This is a genomic window from Buchnera aphidicola (Periphyllus testudinaceus) (assembly GCF_964059035.1).
Classification (GTDB): Bacteria; Pseudomonadota; Gammaproteobacteria; order Enterobacterales; family Enterobacteriaceae; genus Buchnera_J; species Buchnera_J aphidicola_BN.
Genome location: NZ_OZ060380.1, coordinates 270,775 through 291,527, shown reverse-complemented (window position 1 = coordinate 291,527; position 20,753 = coordinate 270,775). Strand labels below are relative to the sequence as shown.

At 17.1% G+C, this 20,753-nt stretch carries 20 protein-coding genes; 6 read left to right on the top strand and 14 right to left on the bottom strand.

The window, feature by feature from the left end; translation table 11 throughout:
- Positions 1 to 227: 227 nt before the first annotated feature.
- The 5 genes from AB4W45_RS01315 (at position 228) to AB4W45_RS01295 (ending at position 8,618) form a co-directional block, all read left to right on the top strand.
- Positions 228 to 1,736, top strand: coding sequence for a leucyl aminopeptidase (locus AB4W45_RS01315; protein WP_367671063.1), 1,509 nt, complete (start codon positions 228 to 230; stop codon positions 1,734 to 1,736).
- A gap of 110 nt (positions 1,737 to 1,846) precedes the next feature.
- On the top strand, positions 1,847 to 4,717 hold the full coding sequence (locus tag AB4W45_RS01310) for a valine--tRNA ligase (RefSeq protein ID WP_367671062.1): 2,871 nt from the start codon (positions 1,847 to 1,849) through the stop codon (positions 4,715 to 4,717).
- Positions 4,718 to 4,803: 86 nt separating this feature from the next.
- Entirely contained in the window at positions 4,804 to 5,745 is a 942-nt protein-coding gene (locus tag AB4W45_RS01305; protein WP_367671061.1) for a rhodanese-related sulfurtransferase, read from the top strand.
- Positions 5,746 to 5,926: 181 nt separating this feature from the next.
- A complete protein-coding gene (asnS, locus tag AB4W45_RS01300; protein ID WP_367671060.1) occupies positions 5,927 to 7,312 on the top strand; it encodes an asparagine--tRNA ligase in 1,386 nt (461 codons plus the stop codon).
- Positions 7,313 to 7,472: 160 nt separating this feature from the next.
- Positions 7,473 to 8,618 carry a porin gene (locus AB4W45_RS01295; RefSeq protein WP_367671059.1) on the top strand — a complete coding sequence of 382 codons (1,146 nt, stop codon included), beginning with the start codon at positions 7,473 to 7,475 and terminating at the stop codon, positions 8,616 to 8,618.
- Positions 8,619 to 8,775: 157 nt separating this feature from the next.
- Here AB4W45_RS01295 and AB4W45_RS01290 read toward each other — a convergent pair whose 3' ends face one another.
- The 11 genes from AB4W45_RS01290 to AB4W45_RS01240 all read right to left on the bottom strand — a co-directional run bounded on the left by AB4W45_RS01290 (position 8,776) and on the right by AB4W45_RS01240 (position 16,342).
- A complete protein-coding gene (locus tag AB4W45_RS01290; protein WP_367671058.1) occupies positions 8,776 to 9,117 on the bottom strand; it encodes an HIT domain-containing protein in 342 nt (113 codons plus the stop codon).
- 72 nt (positions 9,118 to 9,189) lie between these two features.
- Positions 9,190 to 10,623, bottom strand: coding sequence for a PTS glucose transporter subunit IIBC (gene ptsG, locus AB4W45_RS01285; RefSeq protein WP_367671057.1), 1,434 nt, complete (start codon positions 10,621 to 10,623; stop codon positions 9,190 to 9,192).
- A 59-nt stretch (positions 10,624 to 10,682) separates the two neighbouring features.
- Complete coding sequence (locus AB4W45_RS01280; protein ID WP_367671056.1) at positions 10,683 to 11,453, bottom strand: TatD family hydrolase; 771 nt, start codon at positions 11,451 to 11,453, stop codon at positions 10,683 to 10,685.
- A gap of 28 nt (positions 11,454 to 11,481) precedes the next feature.
- Positions 11,482 to 12,462 (bottom strand): DNA polymerase III subunit delta' C-terminal domain-containing protein, encoded by a 981-nt coding sequence (locus tag AB4W45_RS01275; protein ID WP_367671055.1) that lies wholly within the window; start codon positions 12,460 to 12,462, stop codon positions 11,482 to 11,484.
- Positions 12,459 to 13,091 carry a dTMP kinase gene (tmk, locus tag AB4W45_RS01270; RefSeq protein ID WP_367671054.1) on the bottom strand — a complete coding sequence of 211 codons (633 nt, stop codon included), beginning with the start codon at positions 13,089 to 13,091 and terminating at the stop codon, positions 12,459 to 12,461. Before tmk ends, AB4W45_RS01275 begins: the two co-directional genes overlap by 4 nt.
- 128 nt (positions 13,092 to 13,219) lie before the next feature.
- Complete coding sequence (gene acpP, locus AB4W45_RS01265; RefSeq protein ID WP_367671053.1) at positions 13,220 to 13,450, bottom strand: acyl carrier protein; 231 nt, start codon at positions 13,448 to 13,450, stop codon at positions 13,220 to 13,222.
- A 36-nt stretch (positions 13,451 to 13,486) separates the two neighbouring features.
- Positions 13,487 to 14,215: a 3-oxoacyl-ACP reductase FabG gene (gene fabG / locus AB4W45_RS01260; protein ID WP_367671052.1), complete on the bottom strand. Its 729-nt coding sequence runs from the start codon at positions 14,213 to 14,215 to the stop codon at positions 13,487 to 13,489.
- A 14-nt stretch (positions 14,216 to 14,229) separates the two neighbouring features.
- Positions 14,230 to 14,751 carry a hypothetical protein gene (locus tag AB4W45_RS01255; protein WP_367671051.1) on the bottom strand — a complete coding sequence of 174 codons (522 nt, stop codon included), beginning with the start codon at positions 14,749 to 14,751 and terminating at the stop codon, positions 14,230 to 14,232.
- Positions 14,709 to 15,119: an ACP S-malonyltransferase gene (locus AB4W45_RS01250; RefSeq protein WP_367671050.1), complete on the bottom strand. Its 411-nt coding sequence runs from the start codon at positions 15,117 to 15,119 to the stop codon at positions 14,709 to 14,711. The genes AB4W45_RS01255 and AB4W45_RS01250 overlap by 43 nt, the downstream gene beginning before the upstream one ends.
- Positions 15,120 to 15,141: 22 nt before the next feature.
- A complete protein-coding gene (gene rpmF / locus AB4W45_RS01245; protein ID WP_367671049.1) occupies positions 15,142 to 15,312 on the bottom strand; it encodes a 50S ribosomal protein L32 in 171 nt (56 codons plus the stop codon).
- An 88-nt stretch (positions 15,313 to 15,400) separates the two neighbouring features.
- Positions 15,401 to 16,342, bottom strand: coding sequence for an RluA family pseudouridine synthase (locus tag AB4W45_RS01240; protein ID WP_367671048.1), 942 nt, complete (start codon positions 16,340 to 16,342; stop codon positions 15,401 to 15,403).
- 114 nt (positions 16,343 to 16,456) lie between these two features.
- Here AB4W45_RS01240 and AB4W45_RS01235 point away from each other — a divergent pair, with 114 nt between their 5' ends.
- Entirely contained in the window at positions 16,457 to 17,599 is a 1,143-nt protein-coding gene (locus tag AB4W45_RS01235) for a ribonuclease E/G (RefSeq protein ID WP_367671047.1), read from the top strand.
- Between the two features lie 54 nt (positions 17,600 to 17,653).
- Here the strand turns inward: AB4W45_RS01235 and AB4W45_RS01230 are convergent, their stop codons facing one another.
- The 3 genes from AB4W45_RS01230 to AB4W45_RS01220 all read right to left on the bottom strand — a co-directional run bounded on the left by AB4W45_RS01230 (position 17,654) and on the right by AB4W45_RS01220 (position 20,450).
- A complete protein-coding gene (locus AB4W45_RS01230; protein ID WP_367671046.1) occupies positions 17,654 to 18,718 on the bottom strand; it encodes a flagellar basal body P-ring protein FlgI in 1,065 nt (354 codons plus the stop codon).
- 80 nt (positions 18,719 to 18,798) lie between these two features.
- On the bottom strand, positions 18,799 to 19,470 hold the full coding sequence (locus AB4W45_RS01225) for a flagellar basal body L-ring protein FlgH (protein WP_367671045.1): 672 nt from the start codon (positions 19,468 to 19,470) through the stop codon (positions 18,799 to 18,801).
- A 296-nt stretch (positions 19,471 to 19,766) separates the two neighbouring features.
- Positions 19,767 to 20,450: a flagellar hook assembly protein FlgD gene (locus AB4W45_RS01220; RefSeq protein ID WP_367671044.1), complete on the bottom strand. Its 684-nt coding sequence runs from the start codon at positions 20,448 to 20,450 to the stop codon at positions 19,767 to 19,769.
- Positions 20,451 to 20,753 lie beyond the last annotated feature (303 nt).

Here is a 20,753-nt window from a genome sequence, read left to right as displayed (position 1 = left end):
TTTTTTAATATTTTAATTTTTAATATAGTTAATATTAAAATATATATTTTAATTTTTAAATTTTATATATAAGAAATATAATAAAAAAATTATTTTATAATATAATTGTAACATTGAAAAGTTTAAAAAACATATTTTTGAAAATATTTTTAAAAAATAATATATTAAAAATAATAATAATTATATTATATATTTATAATATATAAAAAAATAGGAATATTATATTAATGAAAATTACACCTTATATACATTCTAGTAAAATATATAAAAATAATTGTTTAGTTTTTGGAATATATTCAGATAAAAATTTAGAAAATTTATTACATTTTTTAAATGTAGATGAAATAAAAAATATAAAAAAATTATTACAAAAAAGTAATCTAAAAGAAAAATTTGGAAAAATTTTATTGTTTCATAATTCTTTAAAATCTTCTTATGATTCTATTTTATTGATTAATTGTGGAAAAAAAAAATATTTTTCTAATAATCTTTTTTCTAAAATTATAGAAAAAATTTTTTTATTTTTAAAACAAAGTTATTTTAAAAATATTTATATTAATTTTGTAGATTTTAATAAATCTTTAAATACAACATATTGGAGAGGTAGAAATTTTGTTAATATAATAAAAAATATTTTTTATTCTTTTAATAAATATAAAAGTTCAAAAAATAAAAAATTATATAAAATAAAAAAAATATTTGTTAAAGTTGATAATAAAAAAAATTTAAATTTTTTAGAAAAATCTATTAAACATAGTTTAGCTATTTCACAAGGAATAAATTTAGCAAAAGATATTAGTAATACTCCTCCTAATATTTGTAATCCTAAATATTTAAGTTATTGTTCTGTAAAATTACAAAATAGATATAAAAATACTATAAAAATAAAAATTTTGAATGAAAATGATATTAAAAAATTAGGTATGAATGCTTTTTTATCTGTTTCTAAAGGTTCTTTTTATAAAGCTTATATGTCTATTATTTATTATAATAAAAATAAAAATACAATTAATAAGAAACCTTTTGTTTTAGTTGGAAAAGGTGTAACTTTTGATTCTGGAGGAATATCAATAAAATCATCATATTTAATGGATGAAATGAAATATGATATGTGTGGATCAGCATCTGTTTTAGGAACAATAGATTGTATTGCTAAATTAAATCTTCCGATAAAAGTTATAGGAATTATTTCAGCATGTGAAAATATGCCTGGAAATAAAGCATTTAGACCAGGAGATATTATTAAAACAATGTCTGGAAAAACAGTAGAAATATTAAATACTGATGCAGAAGGAAGATTAATTTTATGTGATATTTTAACATATGTTGAAAGATTTAATCCAAAACTTGTGATCGATATAGCTACTTTAACTGGATCTTGTGTATCTATTTTAGGAAATGCAGCAAGCGGATTATTTACAAACAATAAAACTTTATCAAAAGATTTAAATAAAGCTTCTAAGAAAGTTGATGATAAAGTTTGGAATTTGCCAAATTTTAAAATATATAAAAAATATTTAAAATCTAATTTTGCTGATTTATCTAATATTGGAGGAAAAAATTCTGGTGCAAGTGTAGCTTCTTATTTTTTATCTTATTTTGCAAAAAAATATAAATGGGCTCATTTAGATATTGCAGGTACTGCTTGGAATACTGGAGATAAAAAAGGGGCAACAGGTAAACCTGTAACATTGTTGTGTCAATATTTTTTAAATTTCTTAAAAAAAAATGATTAAAAAAAATGTATATTATTTAATAAATAATTTATATTATTAAAAGATATATTTCACTTAATTTCAATTTTATATTGAAAAAATTATTTATACAATTGATATATAAAAAAAATATGAAAAAAAATTATAATCCTAAGTTAATTGAAGAAAAATTATACAAATTTTGGGAAAAAAAGAAATATTTTGAAATTTCTAAAAAAAAATCTAATAAAAAATCTTTTTGTATTATTATGCCTCCTCCAAATGTTACTGGAATTTTACATATGGGTCATGCATTTCAACAAACTATAATGGATATTTTAATACGTTTTAATAGAATGAAAGGAAAAAATACTTTATGGCAAGTTGGAACAGATCATGCTGGAATTTCTACTCAATTATTAGTAGAAAAAAATATTTTTAAAAAAACAGGAAAAATAAGACAAGATTATACAAAAGATTATTTTATTAAAAAAACATGGAAATGGGTATTAAAATATAAAAAAAAAATATTTTATCAAATGAAACGTTTAGGTAATTCAATAGATTGGACTCGTGAAAAATTTACTTTAGATCCTGATGTTTCTAAAGGTGTAAAAAAAGTATTTTTAATTTTATATAATCAAGGATTAATTTATAAAAAAAAAACTATTGTAAATTGGGATATGCATTTAAAAACTGTTATTTCAGATTTAGAAGTAAAAAATAAAAATATAAATAGTATAATGTGGTATATAAAATATTTTTTTATTAAAAAAACTCATGTATTAAATGGAAAAAATTATATAGTAATCGCTACTACAAGACCTGAAACAATATTAGGAGATTCTGCAATTGCGATAAATCCTAAAGATAAAAGATATACTAAATGTATAGGATGGAAAGTTTTAGTTCCTATTATTAATAGAATAATACCTATAATACTTGATAATGATATTGATATAAAAAAAGGTACAGGATGTGTAAAAATTACACCAGCTCATGATTTTATTGATTATAAAATAGGTATTAAGCATTCTTTACATATGATTAAAATATTTTCTAAAAATGGAACAATTAAAAAAAAATTAAAAATTTATGATCATAAAGGAAATAAAGATAATTTTTATAGTACGAATATTCCATTAATATTTCAAAAATTAAATCGATTATCCGCAAGAAAAACAATCATAAAATTTTTAAAAAAAGATAATTTTTTAATTAAAAAAGAATATATAAATTCTATGATTCCTTTTGGAGATAGAAGTAATACTATTATTGAACCAATGTTAACAAATCAATGGTTTTTAAAAACTTCTTATTTAGCCAAAAAAGCTATTTTTGCAGTTCAAAATAAAGAAATTTTATTTTTTCCAAAAAAATATAAAAATATGTATTTGTCTTGGATGAATAATATACAAGATTGGTGTATCTCTAGACAATTATTGTGGGGACATAAAATTCCTGTATGGTATGATAATAAAAATAAAATTTATGTAGGAAAAAATATTATTGATGTACGAAAAAAATATAATTTACATGAAAATTTTTTTTTAAAACAAGATAATAATGTTTTAGATACATGGTTTTCTTCAAGTTTATGGACTTTTTTAACTTTAGGATGGCCTAAAAAAACATATGAATTACAAATTTTTCATCCTACTAATGTAATTGTTAGTGGATTTGATATAATATTTTTTTGGATAGCACGAATGATTATGTTAACAATGCATATTGTTAAAAATGATTCTAAAAAATCTAATATTCCTTTTAAAAAAATATATATTACTGGTTTAATTCGGGATGAAAAAGGAAATAAAATGTCTAAATCAAAAGGAAATATAGTAAATCCAATTGATTTAATTGATGGAATTAGTTTAGAAAAATTAATTTCTTTTAAAACCAAAGATATTGATAAAAATTGTAATAAATATAATAATATTTGTATAAAAATCACAAAAAATTTTCCAAATGGAATTAAAGGATTTGGAGCAGATTCTCTGAGATTTACTTGTGCTGCACTTTCTAACAATTCTAGAAATATTTCTTGGGATATGAATCGTCTGCAAGGGTATCGTAATTTTTGTAATAAATTATGGCATGCTAGTCGTTTTGTTTTAAAATTTGTAAAAAATTTTAAAAATACAGATAAATTATTAAAAAATAAATTATCATTTTTAGATAAATGGATTATATCAGAATTAAATATTTTAATTAAAAATTATATAATTTCTATAAAAAAGTATAGATTTGATTTTGTAGCAAATTTAATTCATGATTTTGTATGGAATAATTTTTGTGATTGGTATCTAGAAATGTCGAAAATTATTATTAAAAAAGGTACTTTAGAAGAAAAAAATTCTTCTAAAAAAATTTTAATATATGTTTTAGATATAATATTAAAATTATCTCACCCAATAATTCCTTTTATTACAGAATATATTTGGAAAAAAATTCAATCTTTAAAATTTAAAGATTTTTGTAAAAGTATTGTTAATAAAAAATTTCCTAAATATGATGAAAAATATATAGATTTATATTCTATAAAAAATATGAAAATATTTAAAAGAATTTTTATTGAAATAAGATCTATAAGAAAATTTTTTAAAATAAAATATAATAAAAAAATTTTTTTATTTTTAAAAAATTTTAATAATGAAAAATTAATTTTTTTTAAAAAATACAAAAATTTTATAAAAAAAATTATGTTTATTAAAGAGATTCATATTTTTTCAAAAAAATATAATCATTTTTTAAAAACTTCTGTTATTAGACATATTGATGAATCTGAATTATTAATTCCTATAAAAGGTATTATAAATAAAAAATATGAATGGGTTAAATTATTAAAAAAAATAAAAAAATATCAAATTAAAAAAAAAATTAGTAAAAAAATTATTTCCAATAAAAAATTTTTAGAAAATGCTCCAAAAAAAATTGTACATAGAGAATTAAAAAAATTAAAAATTTTACAAAATACATTAAATAATTTAAATGATTATAAAAAATTATTAAAATTTTTATAATTATTAAATAATTAATATATTTTTATATACATAAAATTTTTTAATTTTTTTTTTATTTATATTTTATTAAAAATTATGGAAAAAAAATGCCTAATATAGTAAATTTTATTCATGATAAAAATTTTAAAAAAAAAAATGTTAATGATTATATTAGAATAAATTTTTCTTTTTATAAATATTTTTATATTAAAAATTTAATAAAAATAAAAAATAAAATTGAAAATTTATGTAAGAAATTAAAAATTTTTGGAAGAATTTATATTTCTTATGAAGGAATTAATGTTCAAGGTAGCATTTTAAAGAAATTTTTTAATATTATGAAAAATAAAATAAATAAATTAGATATAAATTTAAAAAACGTTTATTTTAATATTGGAATAGATAATACTAGACAATCATTCTTTAAATTAAAAGTAAAAATTAAAAAAAATCTTGTTTCAGATAAAATAAAAATAAATTTTTTAAAAAATAAATATAAAAAAAAATATTTAAATTCTAAACAAGTTAATAATTTTTTAGACAATGAAAAAGTAATTTTTATAGATGTAAGAAATAATTATGAATATAAAATTGGTCATTTTAAAAAAGCAATTTCATTAAATTCATCAACATTTAAAAATCAATTAAAAAATATTTGTTATAATGCAAATCTATATAAAAAAAATAAAATAGTTCTTTACTGTACTGGAGGAATTAGGTGTGAAAAAACTGCTTTTTTAATGAATGAAAATGGATATAAAAAAGTATATCAAATTTATGGAGGAATTATTGGTTATGTAAATGATTGTATAAAAAATAATAATCCTATTCGATTTTTAGGAAAAAATTTCGTATTTGATTTTAGATTAAAAGAAACTATTTCAAAAGATATTTTATCTACTTGTTATCAATGTCGAAAAAAATCTGATCATTATGTAAATTGTATGAATGAAAAATGTAATCTTCTTTTTATACAATGTATTTTTTGTTCAAAATTATATAAATCTTTTTGTTCTAAAATGTGTTATATAAAAAAAAAAGTTTTTTAAAATATATTTTATTAAAAAAAATTTTTTTATATTTTTTAAAAAATTGTATATTTTTACTTAGATTGGTTTATTTAAAAAACAAAAATTTTAATATATAATGTTATTAAAAATAATTTTTTAAATAAATTATATATTCATATAAAATAAGTTTAATTAAGATAATTTTAATTAAGGAAAGTTTATGAAAACAATATTAATAAAAAATATTGTTAATAATATTGTTAAAGTGTCTTCTATTGTTAAAATTCAAGGATGGGTAAAAAATAAAAGAATGTCTAAATCTCATTTATTTTTTGTTGATATTTATGATGGTTCATGTATTCATTCTTTACAATTAATTTTTAACAATTCTATTATAAATTTTCAAGATAATTTTTCTCAAATTATTCCTGGATGTTCTATTTCTATTCAAGGTAAATTAGTTCATGCATTAAAAAATAAAAAAATGTTTGAAGTTCAGGTATTTAAATGTAAAGTAATAGGATATGTTTATAATTCGAATTCTTATCCTATGTCTTCTAAAAAACATACTATGGAACATTTACGTAAACATGCTCATTTAAGAGCAAGAACGAATATTATAGGAGTAATTTCTAGAATAAGAAGTAATGTTTTTTATTATTTTAATAAATTTTTTTATAAAAATAATTATCATTGGGTTTCTTCACCAATAATTACTTCTTTAAATGCAGAAGGCGCAGGAGATATGTTTAAAATATCAAATTTTAAAAAAAATAAAGATAATTTAGATATTCAACAAAAAAAATTTTTTGGAAAAGATGTATATTTAACTGTCTCTGGTCAATTATCTATTGAATCATATGCTTGTGCTTTATCTAAAGTTTATACTTTTGGTCCTATATTTAGAGCTGAGAATTCTAATACTACTCGTCATTTATCTGAATTTTGGATGTTAGAAGTAGAAGTTGCTTTTAAAGATATGTTTGGAATTATTGAAATCATTAAAAAAATGTTAAAATATGTTATAAAACTTGTTTTAAAAAAAAATAAAGATGATTTATTATTCTTAAAAGAAAATATTAATTCTACTGTGATAAAAAGACTTAAAAATTTTTTAAAATCAGATATTATTCAAATTGATTATAAAAAAGCGATAAATATTTTAAATAAACAAAATAAAATTTTTCCTAATAAAATTATTTATGGAAATGACATAAATTCAGATCATGAAAAGTTTTTAGTAGACAAATATTTTAAATCTCCTCTTATTATTATAAATTATCCAAAAACATTAAAACCGTTTTATATGAGAATAAACGATGATAAAAAAACAGTTGCTGCTTTAGATATTTTATTTCCAGGAATTGGTGAAATTATAGGAGGATCTCAAAGAGAAGAAAGAATAAAATATTTAGATCAAAGAATATCAGAATTAAAATTGAATATAAAAGATTACAAATGGTATAGAGATTTAAGATTTTATGGAACAGTTCCTCATTCTGGTTTTGGATTAGGTTTAGAAAGATTCATTATGTATCTTACAGGAATAAAAAATATTAAAGATGTAATTCCTTTTCCACGAACTATAAATAATGCAAATTTTTAATATTTTTTTAAAAAATTATTTTTATTGAAATTTTTTATAAAATACTTATTTTTTAAAAAAATATTTTTAAAAAATTAATATCATAAAAATTTTACATTTGTAAATGTATGAATTAATTTTAAATTTTATATATTGTTTTTAATAAGGTAATATAATTATTATGATGAATCGAAATTCTTTAGCTATGTTAATTCCTTTATTTTTAGCCTCTAGTTCTATTGATGCAAAAGAAATATATAATAAAAATGGACAAAAAATAAATTTTTATGGAGAAATAAATCCACTTTATTTTTATTATTATAGTTATAAACCTTTTTCTTTTCATTCATTAGGAAATTATACAAATTTAAGAATTGGTTTTTATAATCAAACTTATATTAATAAATATGTATCAGGATATATGCATATTGAATATCATCCTAAATTTTCTTCTGAATTTAATGAAGGTCTTGCAAATAGTTTTAATAAAAACAATATTAGTTTATCTTATGTAGGATTAGATTTTGGAAAATGGGGAAGTATTGATTATGGAAGAAATTATGGAATAATTCATTATTCTAAAAAATTTACTAATAAATTTTTTGATAATACTGAAAATATTATGTTTCATAGAGATGATAATTTTTTACTTGGTCGTACAGATGATGTAGTAACTTATACTAATAAAGATGTTTTAGGTTATTTAAAGGGATTTAATTTAATATTACAACATCATAATTATTGTAGAAACTTAGAATCTCGTATAACAAAAAAATATAATGATTCTTGGGGAGCTGCATTACATTATAAAAATAATTGTGGATTTCAAATTATTGGAACTACAGAAATCAATCCATATGATGAAAATCATAATTTTAATAAAAAAAAATATGATTGGATAAAATCATATGGTGTAGGATGTTGTTATTCTTTTAATAGATCTATTATTTCAGGATTTTATTGTCATACAAGAAATATTGAACATAATTTTACAAGATATCATACTCAATATAAAAATTTAGATGGCATTGAAGTTGCTGGAAGATATGATTTTAATAATGGAATGCATGCTTCTGTTGGATATGTAAAAAATTTTGGAAAAGAAATTATTAATGGAGATTATAATAAATATTCTAAAAACAAAATTTTAAATCATCATTTTAATTTTATATTAACATATAATTTTGGAACAAATTTTATTTTTAACGTTCATTATAAATGTAGTTTATTAAAAAATGATAATGAAAACTCTGTTCCTATTAAATTAGAAAATTATTTTGATAACATTAGTAATTCTATTGGTACAGGAATGACTTATACTTTTTAAGTTAAAAATTTTTAATTTAATTTTTTATTTTTTTAAATATTTGTGTATTATAAATACAAATTTAAAATAATAAAATATAAATAAATTTTATAAAATTTTTTTATAAATAAATATTTATAGTTTGTAAGAAATTTTTTTCTTACAAACTAGTTTTTTTTTAAAAGTTATTAAGTTTTTTTCCTCCAATTAAATGTATATGAAGATATGGGATTTTTTGACAACCATTTTTATTACAATTAATAATAATTCTATATCCTGATTTATGAATTTTTTTTTTTTTTGCAATTTTAATTGATGTATATAACATTTCGCTTAATATACATATATTTTTTTTATTAATATAATTTAAATTTTTAATAAATTTATTTGGAACAATTAGAATATGAATTGGAGCTTTAGGAGAAATATCCTTAAATGCAGTAATTTTTTTATTTTGATAAACAATTTCTGATGGAATTTTTTTTTTTATAATTTTTTGAAATATGTTGTTTATATTCATAAATACCTTATATTTTAAAAAAAAATATATTTTTTGTATTTTTTATATGTTAAAAATTGTTTTAATATTAATTTATTTTATATAATTATCTATTAATGTTTTAATATTATCAGATTTTGTTCCAAAAACAATTTGAATTCCTAATCCAGAAATAAAAATTCCTGATGCTCCAAGAGATTTTAATTTTTTAGAATTTACTAAAGAAGAATTATAAACTGTTACTCGTAATCTAGTAATACATGCATCAATACTAGAAATATTTTTTTTTCCACCTAAATATTTTACAATTTTTGGAATTTTCTTTTTAATATTATTATTAGAACTTTTTAATATATTTTTTTCTCTACCAATAGTTTTTAAATTATATTTTATTATAAAAGTATAAAAAATAATATAATATAAAAATGCATAAATAATTCCAACAATTGGAAATAACCATAATTTATTACTATGACCACTTAAAAGAATAAAATCAACTAATCCATGAGAAAAACTTGTACCTGCTTTCATGTTTAAAAAGATACATATTGAAAAAGATAATCCTGCTAATAGAGAATGTATACAATATAAAATAGGAGATATAAAAAGAAAAGAAAATTCAATAGGTTCAGTAATTCCTGTTAAAAACGCAGTTAAAGCAGCAGAAATCATTATTCCACCTACTTTTATTTTATTTTCTTTTTTAGAAGCATGCCAAATTGCTAATGCTGCTCCTGGTAATCCGTACATTTTAAAAATAAAACCTCCTGCTAATTTTCCTGCACTAGAATCACCAGCCATATATCTTGCAATATCTCCATGAAAAATTTGCCCTGTATTATTTACATATTCTCCTATTTGCATTTGAAAAGGAACATTCCATATATGATGTAAACCAAATGGAACTAAAGCTCTTTCAACTAATCCATAAATTCCAAAAGCAATAATTGGATTTTGATATGCTGACCAAATTGAAAATTTTTGTATAATATATCCTATAGGAGGCCATATAAAAGATAATATTAATCCTAAAATTATAGAAGATAAACCAGATATAATAGGAATAAATCTTTTTCCTGAAAAAAATCCTAAATATTCTGGTAACTGAATTTTATGAAATTTATTAAATAAATATGCTGATACTGTTCCAGATAATATTCCTCCTAAAATTCCTGTATCATTTATATTATTTATAGAATTATGTGAAAGAAATAAAGAATGTTGAGAAAAAAATGGTAACATTAAATCAGATGTTTTAACCATAATATTATAAGATACTACTGCTGCCAACGCTGCAACTCCATCATTTTTTGTAAAACCTAAAGCAACTCCAATAGAAAAAATTAAAGGCATATTATAAAAAATAGATCCGCCTGTTTCTGACATAATTCTAGAAATAAAATGAGGAATAAAACAAAAATTTGCAGATCCTATTCCTAATAAAATTCCTGCAATAGGTAATACTGATACAGGTAACATTAAAGATTTACCAACTTTTTGAAGACTGGCAAACATATTTTGAAACATATTTTCCTCTATTATAAATAGGATAGATAGCACTATAATAAAAAATAAAATTATTTTTTTTATTTATTTAATTGAAATAATTTAAAAAAATTTTTTTTTGTAATATAACTTAATTCTTCTATATCTATTTTAATTAAATTAGAAATATATTTAGCAATATAGTATATATAAGAAGGTTGATTTTCTTTTCCTCTATAAGGAACAGGTGTTAAATAAGGAGAATCAGTTTCTAAAAGTAATCTATTTAAAGGTATGTGTTTAATTATCGAACGAATTAAAGGAGAATTTTTAAAAGTAATCATTCCAGAAATAGAAATATAAAAACCCATTTCTAATAATTTTAGTGCAATTTCTAAACTATCATTAAAAGAATGTAATACTCCTTTAAGATTTTTCGATTTGTTTTTTTTTAATATTTCAATAATGTCTTTTCCAGAATTTCTAGAATGAATAATTAATGGTTTTTTAAGTTTTTTACTTACATTAATATGTTCATAAAAAAATTTTTTTTGTTCTGATATATTATTTTTTTTATGAAAATAATCTAAACCTGTTTCTCCTATAGCAATAACTTTTTTATATTTAGAATATTTATATAATTTTTTGAAAATATTTTTTTTTTTTTTTATATATAATGGATGGATTCCACATGAATAAAAAATTTTATATTTAACATTTTTTAATAGTTTTTTTATTTTTTTAAAATTTTTAATTGATGTAGCTACTGATAATATAATTTTAACTTTTTTTAAATTTGATTTTTTAATTACATCAGATAATTTTTGTGAATTTAATTTATCAAGATGACAATGTGAGTCTATTAAAAACATGTATTTCTCCTAAATTTAGGATACATTGTTATAAAAAATTAAAAAATTTTTCCATTTTTATTAATGGTTCTAAAAAAATAAAATTTTTATTTATATTTTGTATATTTTTTATATAAAAAAAACATTTGTTCCATATGTTTATCATAAGATATAAATTTTTAAGAGTATTTTTTTTTTTAAATATTTTTATTAATTTTTTTTGATCAAGATTAGTTAATTTGGAATTTTTATTATAACAATATTTAATTGTGTCAAGTATTAAAGAACATATCCAATAAATTTTTTTTGATTTGTTTATTTTAAAAAACTTTATTAATCTTAAAAAATTTTTTTTTTTTATTGATTTTTTTATTTTTTTAAAAAAAATTTTTCTTTCGTTCCATAAATTGCTTTCTAGTATTTTTTTAGCTAAAATAGGTGAATTTTCTGATAAACGAATTGCAGTATAAAAATTTTTATTATTATTTTTTAATTTTTTTTTTAACCAAAATATTCCATTTTTTTCTGAAGGAGGATAAATATTATATATTATACATCGGCTTTTAAGAGTTTTTTTTAATTCAAAAGAATTATAATAATCTAAAAAAAATATTGTATTTAATGGTGGATCTTCTAATATTCTTAACAAAGAATTTATTGAAGATTCTGTTAATAAATTAATTTTTTTAATCCAAACAATTGTTTTTTTTCCAAATTTTGATGTGTTTTGAATTTTTTTTATACATTTTAAAATAATATCTACACCAATATTTTTTTTATTAGATTCTGGAATGATAATATGTAAATCTGGATAATTTTTAGAACTAATTAATTGACAATTTTTACAATTATTGCAACTATATAAAGTATAAGAATTTTTACATAAAATTTTTTTACATAATAAATAAATTAATTTTTTTGATCCAATTTTTATATTTGATCGAATTATAATTGCATGATGTAATTTTTTTTTTAAATATTGGTTAATAATAATTTTATATATATTTTTTAGCCATGGATATATTTTCATTGAGAATTTTTTAACCAATTATTTAATTTTTTTTTTAAATGATTATTTACCATTTTTAGGTCTAGATTTGCATTAATAATTATTTTTTTAGAATTTAAAGATATATATTTTAAATAATTTTTTCTTACTTTTGAAAAAAAAATAGAAGATTTTTTTTCTATTCTATCTAATTTTGAACGTAAAATAATACGATTTAGACCAATTTCTTGTTTTATATCAAAAAAAATTGTTAAATCAGGTTTAGCAAATTTATTTGTAATTTTTATTAAATCATATATTAAAGAATTTTTAATTCCTTGTCCTCCTTGATAAGCAATAGAAGATAAATTATGTCGATCTGAAATTATCCAGTTTCCTTTTTTAAGTTGGGGTTGTATAACATTTTTTAAAAGTTGAAAACGAGCAGAATATAATAATAATAATTCAGAATATTTATTTAATTTTTCTTTTTTATGTTCAGATGTAATTAATGATCTAATTTTTTCAGAAATAAATGTACTACCAGGTTGTCTTACTATGATTACATTTTTAATCATTTTTAATAAAAGTATTTTTTTTATTGTTTGACAAGCGGTAGTTTTTCCAGCACCTTCCATTCCTTCAACTACAATAAATTTATTTTTTTTCATGGAAATTTTTTATTTAAAAATTTTTTATAAAAATTTATTTATATTTAATATTAACATAATATTTATGTATTTTTTATTTTGACAATAAAGTTTATTGTATTTCATGGAATATAAAAAAATAATTTTTTTTAATGTATTTTTTTTTTTATTAAATGAATTAAAGATTTTATGGTGCTAATTTTTGAAGATTCTTTATCTGAAATATCAATTGAAAAATTTTCTTCTATAGACATAATTATTTCAATCATATCTAAAGAATCTGCATTTAAATCATTTTTGAAAGAATCTTTACTTTTAATTTTTTTTTTACAAGATAAACAATTAAAAATAATTTTTTTTACTTTTTTTTTTAAATTCATAAAATTTCCTGATATTTTATATAAATATTTTATTTTTTATAAAAAACAAATTCCTCCATTAATATGAAATGTTTGGCCTGTTATATATGATGATTTTTTTGAAGATAAAAATTTTACCATGTTAGAAATATCTTTTGGTTTTCCAAATTTTTTCATTGGAATTTTTTTCAAACATTTATTTAATTGAGAAGATGTAAGTTTTTTTAACATTTTTGTTTGAATGAATCCAGGAGAAATTAAATTAACTGTAATTCCAATTCTTGCTACTTCTAAAGATAACGATTTAGTAAATCCAATTAAAGCAGATTTTGATGCAGAGTAGTTTGTTTGTCCTGCATTACCTATATGTCCTGAAACAGATCCTATATTTATAATTCTTCCATAACGATTTTTAATCATATTTTTAATAATTTTTCTTGAAATATAAAATACTGAATTTAGATTTATATTTATTATTTTGTTCCAATTTTTTTTTGATATATTAGTAATTAAATTATCAGAAGATGTTCCAATATTATTTATTAATATATCAATTTTTTTAAATTTTTTTTGTATTTTTGTTAAAAATAAATTTATTGAATTTATTTTATTAACATTTAAAAAAATACTTGTTCCATTTTTTTTTAAGAGATTTTTAATTTTTTTAATTTTAGATGGATTTTTAGAAGTACCTATAATATAATACTTTTTTTTTAAAAATTTTTTTAAAATAGATTTACCTATTCCGCTTCCAGCTCCGGTAATTAAAACATGAATTTTTTTCATTATAATAATTTTATTTATTTTAAATTGAATATTTTGTTTAAGTATATAGGTATATAATTTTTTTTATTATGATTTAATTTATTTAAAATATTAGATGTACTAACTTCTATAAAATAATGAATATTTTTTGATATTATTAAATTAATAGTTTTTTCCCAATTTATTGTTTGGGTTAATTGATTAATTAAATAATTTTTCATTTTTATCGAATTTTTTATAAATTTAATTTTTGCACTATCTACAATTAAATATTTTGGTTTTTTAAAAGAAATTTTTTGACATTTTTTAAATAATAAATTTCTTATATTCTTCATAGATGAACAATGAGAGATAGTATTAATAGGTAATTTTATAATATGTTTAGCGCCAAATTTTTTACATTTTTTTGATGCTTTTTTAATATTTTTTTTGTTACCTGTAATAATTATTTGAGTATTAGAATTTATACAAGCAAGAGAAATTTTTTTTTTTCTTAATAATTTTTTACATATTTTTAAAAAATTTTTTTTTTTAATCCAATAATAGCAGTCATACAACCTTTATTATTTTTCATAATTTTCTCTCTGTACTGAACGATTTTTATTACATCAGATAATTTTAAAACTTTGCTGCATGCATATGCAGAATATTGACCTAAACTATGACCAGTCATTATTTTTGGATGAATTCCAATAATTTTTTTCCATAATTTAAATATTGAAATTGAAGTAATTAAAATTTCAATTTGTGAAAGTTTATTATTTTTTAATTCTTTATTAGAAATTTTTTTCCAAATATTATATTTTAAATATTCTGAAGCTTTTTCAAATGTATTTTTTATTACAGGATAATTTTTATAAATTTTTTTTATTATATGAATGTGATGTGTTCCATGTCCTGGAAAAATCATTGCAAATTTTAACATTTTTTAAACCATTTATTTTTTTTTAAATAATTTTTTGTCCTTTATAATATCCTTTTTTTGTCATATGATGTCTTATATGTTTTTCTTTTGATTTTGGATCAATTGAAATTAAATTTATAAATTTATTTAATGAATCATGAGATCTTCTCATTCCTCTTTTAGATCTAGTTGGTTTGCTTTTTTGAACAGCCATTTTTTTCCTATTTAAATTATAAATAATTTATAATTATTATATATAATAAATAATAAAATTATTCAAGTAGTAATTTTTTAAAAAAATTTTAAAATAGAAATTTTATAATTTTTTTAAAATTCTTTTCTAAAGGTGCTTTGATAATTATATTTTTTTTAAGTATAGGATGAAAAAAAGTAATTTTTTTTGCATGTAAAAGAAGATTTTTTTTAATTTCTTTTTGTTTAAATAATTTATCTAATTTATTATTTCCATACCTGTTATCAAAAAGTATTGGGTGTCCTAAAAATTTAGAATGAACTCTTATTTGATGCGTCCGTCCTGTAATTGGTTTAGCAGATATTAAACTATATAAATTATTTCTCTTAATTTTTTTAAAAACTGTTTTAGAAGATTTTCCTATACTATTAATAGTAACCATTTTTTTTTTTTTAACAATATTTTTTATAAGTAAAGGAGTATCAACAATTTTTTTTTTAAATAAACATCTTCCATGAACTAAAGCAAGATATTTTTTTTTAATATTTTTTTTATATAATTGTTTATGAAAATAAATTAATGCAGATTTTTTTTTAGCAATCATTAATATTCCAGACGTGTATCGATCTATACGATGAATTAATTCAAGATATTTTTCTAATGGTCTTAAAATTCTTAAACTTTCTATAATTCCATAATCTATTCCACTACCTCCATGCACAGATAATCCAGATGGTTTATTTATTATTAAAATTATATTATCTTCATATAAAATATTATTTAACATTTTTTTTTGAATATTATTTATTTTAATTTTTCTTTTAAAATTATAAATATTTAAAGGGGGTATTCTTATTAAATCACCAATTTTTAATTTATATTTTGCTTGAACTCTTTTTTTATTAATTCTTATTCTACCTTTTCTTATTATACTATATATTTTATTTTTTGGAACTTTTTTGAATTTTTTTATAAGGAAATTATCAATTCTTTGTTTTTTAGATATTATATTTACTTTTTCAAATGATACTTTAGTTCTTTTAAAATTCATAAAAATACCTTATTTCTTTTAAAAATAAATTTTTTGAAAATTAATGTTAAAAGATTTATATTGATGTTTAATTAAAAAAAATTTATTATAATAACAAAAAAGAGTTTATATTTTATGAATAAAATGTTAATTAACATTTCTAAAAAAAATATAGAAATTGCTATTATAAATAATAAAAATTTAAATAATTTTTTTAAAAAAAATTATTTTTTAGATAAAAAAAATGATATTTATATTGGAAATATTAAAAATATAGAAAGTAGTTTAGAAGTTGTATTTATAGATTATGGAGAAAAAAAAAATGGGTTTTTACCTTTTAAAAATATATTTCAAAAAAATATAAAAAAAACTGTTGTAGTTCAAATTTTAAAAGAAAAAACAAAAAAAAAATGTGCGTTATTAACGACATTTATTAATTTTTTTGGAATTTATTCAATACTTCTTCTTTATAAACCTAGTATAAAAAAAATTTCTAAAAAAATTGTAGGAAAGCACCGAATACGTTTAAAAAAAATAATTTTAAAATTAAAAATTCCTAAAAATATGGGAATTATATTACGAACTTCTGCAGAAAAAAAAGAAATTAATGATATTCAAATAGATTGTAATATTCAAATAAAAAATTGGAAAATTACAGAAATACAAAAAAAAAAAAATAAATATCCAATAAAAATTTATCAAAAAAAAAATATTGAAATATTTATAATAAATTATTGTATAAATTATGATTTAAATAAAATTATCATTAACAATAAACATTTATTTTATAAAATTAAAAAATTGTTATCTCTTTTTAAAGAAAACAAAATATTAAAAAAATTTAAAATTTTTAAAAACAATTTAAAAATTTTTGATTATTATAAAATAAGTTCTCAGATTTCAAATATGTATAAAAAAAAAATTAATCTTTTATCTGGTGGATCTTTAACAATTGATTCAACAGAAGCATTAATTGTAATTGATGTTAATTCATCACGTTCTAAAAAAGGAGCTAATTTTGAAGAAACAGCTTTTCATACAAATTTTGAATCTTTATTTGAAATTTTGAAACAATTAAGAATTCGTGATCTAGGTGGAATTATAATTATAGATTTTATTAATATGTCTAAAAAAGAAAATATTAAAAAAATTGAAAATTTTTTAAAAAAATTATCTAGAAAAGAACTTTCTAAAATTAAAATTGGAAAAATATCTAAATTTGGTTTATTAGAAATGTGCAGACAAAAGTTATATACTAATCAAGAAATTAAAAAATAATTTTAATATTTTTAATTAAATTATATTTAATTTATTTTAATATTTAAAAATTTATTATTTTTTTTTAATAATTTTTAAATTACAATTAATAAATTGCATTTTTTTAAAAAATTTTAAAACTTTTATTAATTCTTTTTTTATAATTCCTAAATTTTGAAATTTATATATAATATTTTTAAATTTATCATATTTTTTTGCTTTATGATATAAAACTTTATTAAAATATTTTTTATTATTTAAAAAAAACTTTTTTTTATATTTTTTATATACATTAAACAAAATTTTTTTGTTAAAAATTTTGTTTGTAGAAATATTTAAATTATTGTTAAATTTTATAATTTTATTATCTAAATTTATAAAAATTTTATATCCTAATTTAGGAAATAATTTTATTTCTCTAATAGAATTAAAAATTTTCATATTTAATCTTCCATTAAAATTATAGTTTATTTGTATTGTATTATCATCAATCGAATGAGATATATTAGGATATTTTTTATTAATTAAATCACTAATTTTTTTAGAAGTAAATAATGTATTTTTTTTTAATTTTAATATATAAAATTTTGTTTTAAAAAAATTTCTTATTTTTTTTTTTATTGTTGCTCCTTTTATTATTTTTCCTTTATTAAATTGTTCAAAATGTAAATAATTTTTTTTATTTTTATTAAAATAATATGAAGATAAATGTCCTTGAGCAAATGCATATATTCTTTTATCTAATCCTCTTAAAGGAGTTGTAAGAAGTATGCCTCCTTTTAAATTTTTAGCAGATCCTATTGATGAAACACATACATTTATTTTATCTCCTATATTAGTAAAAGATGGAACATCTGCTGTAACTATTACAATAGCAGTATTTTGAGTATTATAATTTATATTACTAGATATTTTTATATTTAACTTTTTTAATATATTATCTAGACTTTCTTTTGTATAAGGAGATTGAAAACATTGATCTCCTGTTCCATTTAATCCAATAACAATTCCATATCCTATTAATTGAACATTCATTTTTCTTACTTTTATTAAATCTTTTATTTGATATGCATAAGAATTTGAATATATAGAATAAATTAAAATAAATAAAAATATTTTTAAAAAAAAATTTTTTATCATATTAATCCTTAACATTTATATTTAAAAAATATTTAATTAAAATAAATATTTTTATTAAATTTTTTATTTTGTTTAAAAATTTATAAAAAATTTTTTTTAAAAAATTTTTTTTTACATAATTTTAATTTTTTATTGCAAAAAAATTTAATTTTTATATTTATTACTTTATTAGAATTTATAACATTTTTTTTATTGACATCTAAAGGATTAATTATTCCTGAAAATTTAATAAATTGATTTTTATTATTTAAGAAAATTATTTTTTTTCCAAATACTTTTAATAATCCATTTTTTAAAACATGTTTTACAATAACTGTAATTGTGTTTTGAAATTTAAGTTTATGAGAATAAAAGTCTTGTTTGAATTTTTTATAATAATTTTTTTTTTTAAATAATAAATTTTTATTAAATATATTAATATTTTTTAAATTAAATGATTTTTTTTTTAATTTTTTTTTATTTTTTTTTTTTTTTGTTTTATTTATATTTTTTTCTTGAATATTTTCGTTTAAAATAACAGTAATCAAATCTCCAACTTTTATAGAATGATTAGAATGTTCAAAAAATGATTCAAAATTATTTTTATTATTAAATTTTTTATAATAATTTTTTTTTTTTATGTATAAGTTTTTATTATTATTATATATTAAATTTAAAATTAATTTATTAGAAGTAAAAAAAAATGGATTATAACAAAATATAATATTAAAAAAAAATATATTTTTTATTATAAATAAAAAAAAATTTAACATAAATAGACCTTAAATAATTTATTTATTAAATAAAAAATATTATTTTAATTCGTTAATTATTTTTTTTTGAAAGTTTTATAAACTATATAAAAAATAAAAGATTTATTTTTTTATATTAATTTTTTTTTAAAAAAATTTTTTAAAAAATAACCTATAATATTTATTTTTTTAAATGAAAATAGGTTATTTTTTTATGTGATTTTGAAAAAAATTTATTTTAATAAATATTTTTTATTAAATTTATATTTTTAAATATATATTAAAATTTTTTATAAATTATACAAAAATAAAATTTTTTAAAGTATTTTAACAACACTTGTAAATGGATGACATCCTAATGATCCAAGATCAAGTAATACATTATTTCTAGTTTGTATAACATTTTTCACAACAGCACAACTTAATCGTGTTGCTGGAACAATTTCAAATTGATTTTTTGCAACTATTGCAAAGTTATATACAGAAGGAAAACGAGAATCAGTATTATAATATTTACTATCTATTTCATTTCTATCAATATTATATACATTTTCTCCTGCAGGAGAAGGACCTAAGTCTTTTGAGAAAATAATATTTCTATTATCGTCTGAAATAACTATTCTTACATTTTGAATATCTTTAGGAAACTTTGCTCCAACTATAATTGGATTAGTTAAAAATAATTCAGAAGTTTCAATTAAAACTTTTCTATTTACTAAAGAAGAATAATCTGCAGAATCTTGATAGATTGGAGAAAATTGAACATCGTATTCTTCATCATATATTTTTTTTACGTTTTTAAAATTATTTAAATTAGATCCCAATTCATTTTTAAAAGAATTTTTTGTAATATTTTTGTTATCTATTTTATTTAATAAAATTTTTAAAAAATTTGCTTGTAAATTATTTTCTGATGTTGTTTTTTTTAAATTGTTTTTATAAATGTTTTTATTGTAATTAATAGCATTTAAAATAGAATTATTTGTAATTGAATTATTCATTTTTTTTAAACCTATTTAAAGTGTTATAATAATTTTTAAAATATTTATTTTCATAATAAATATTTTTTATTTTTATAAATATAAAAAAATATCTATATAAATAATTATTTTTATTTAATTATAATATGAAAATATATAAAAAAGTATATTTTTTATTTATTTTTATAAAATACTATTTTATTATTTAATATGCAATATTTATCTTAATCTATTTTTTATTTTATATTATTTTAATAATAATAAAAAAATTTAATTTTATAAAAAATTTTTTAAAAGTATTTTTTAAAGATATTTATTTATTCT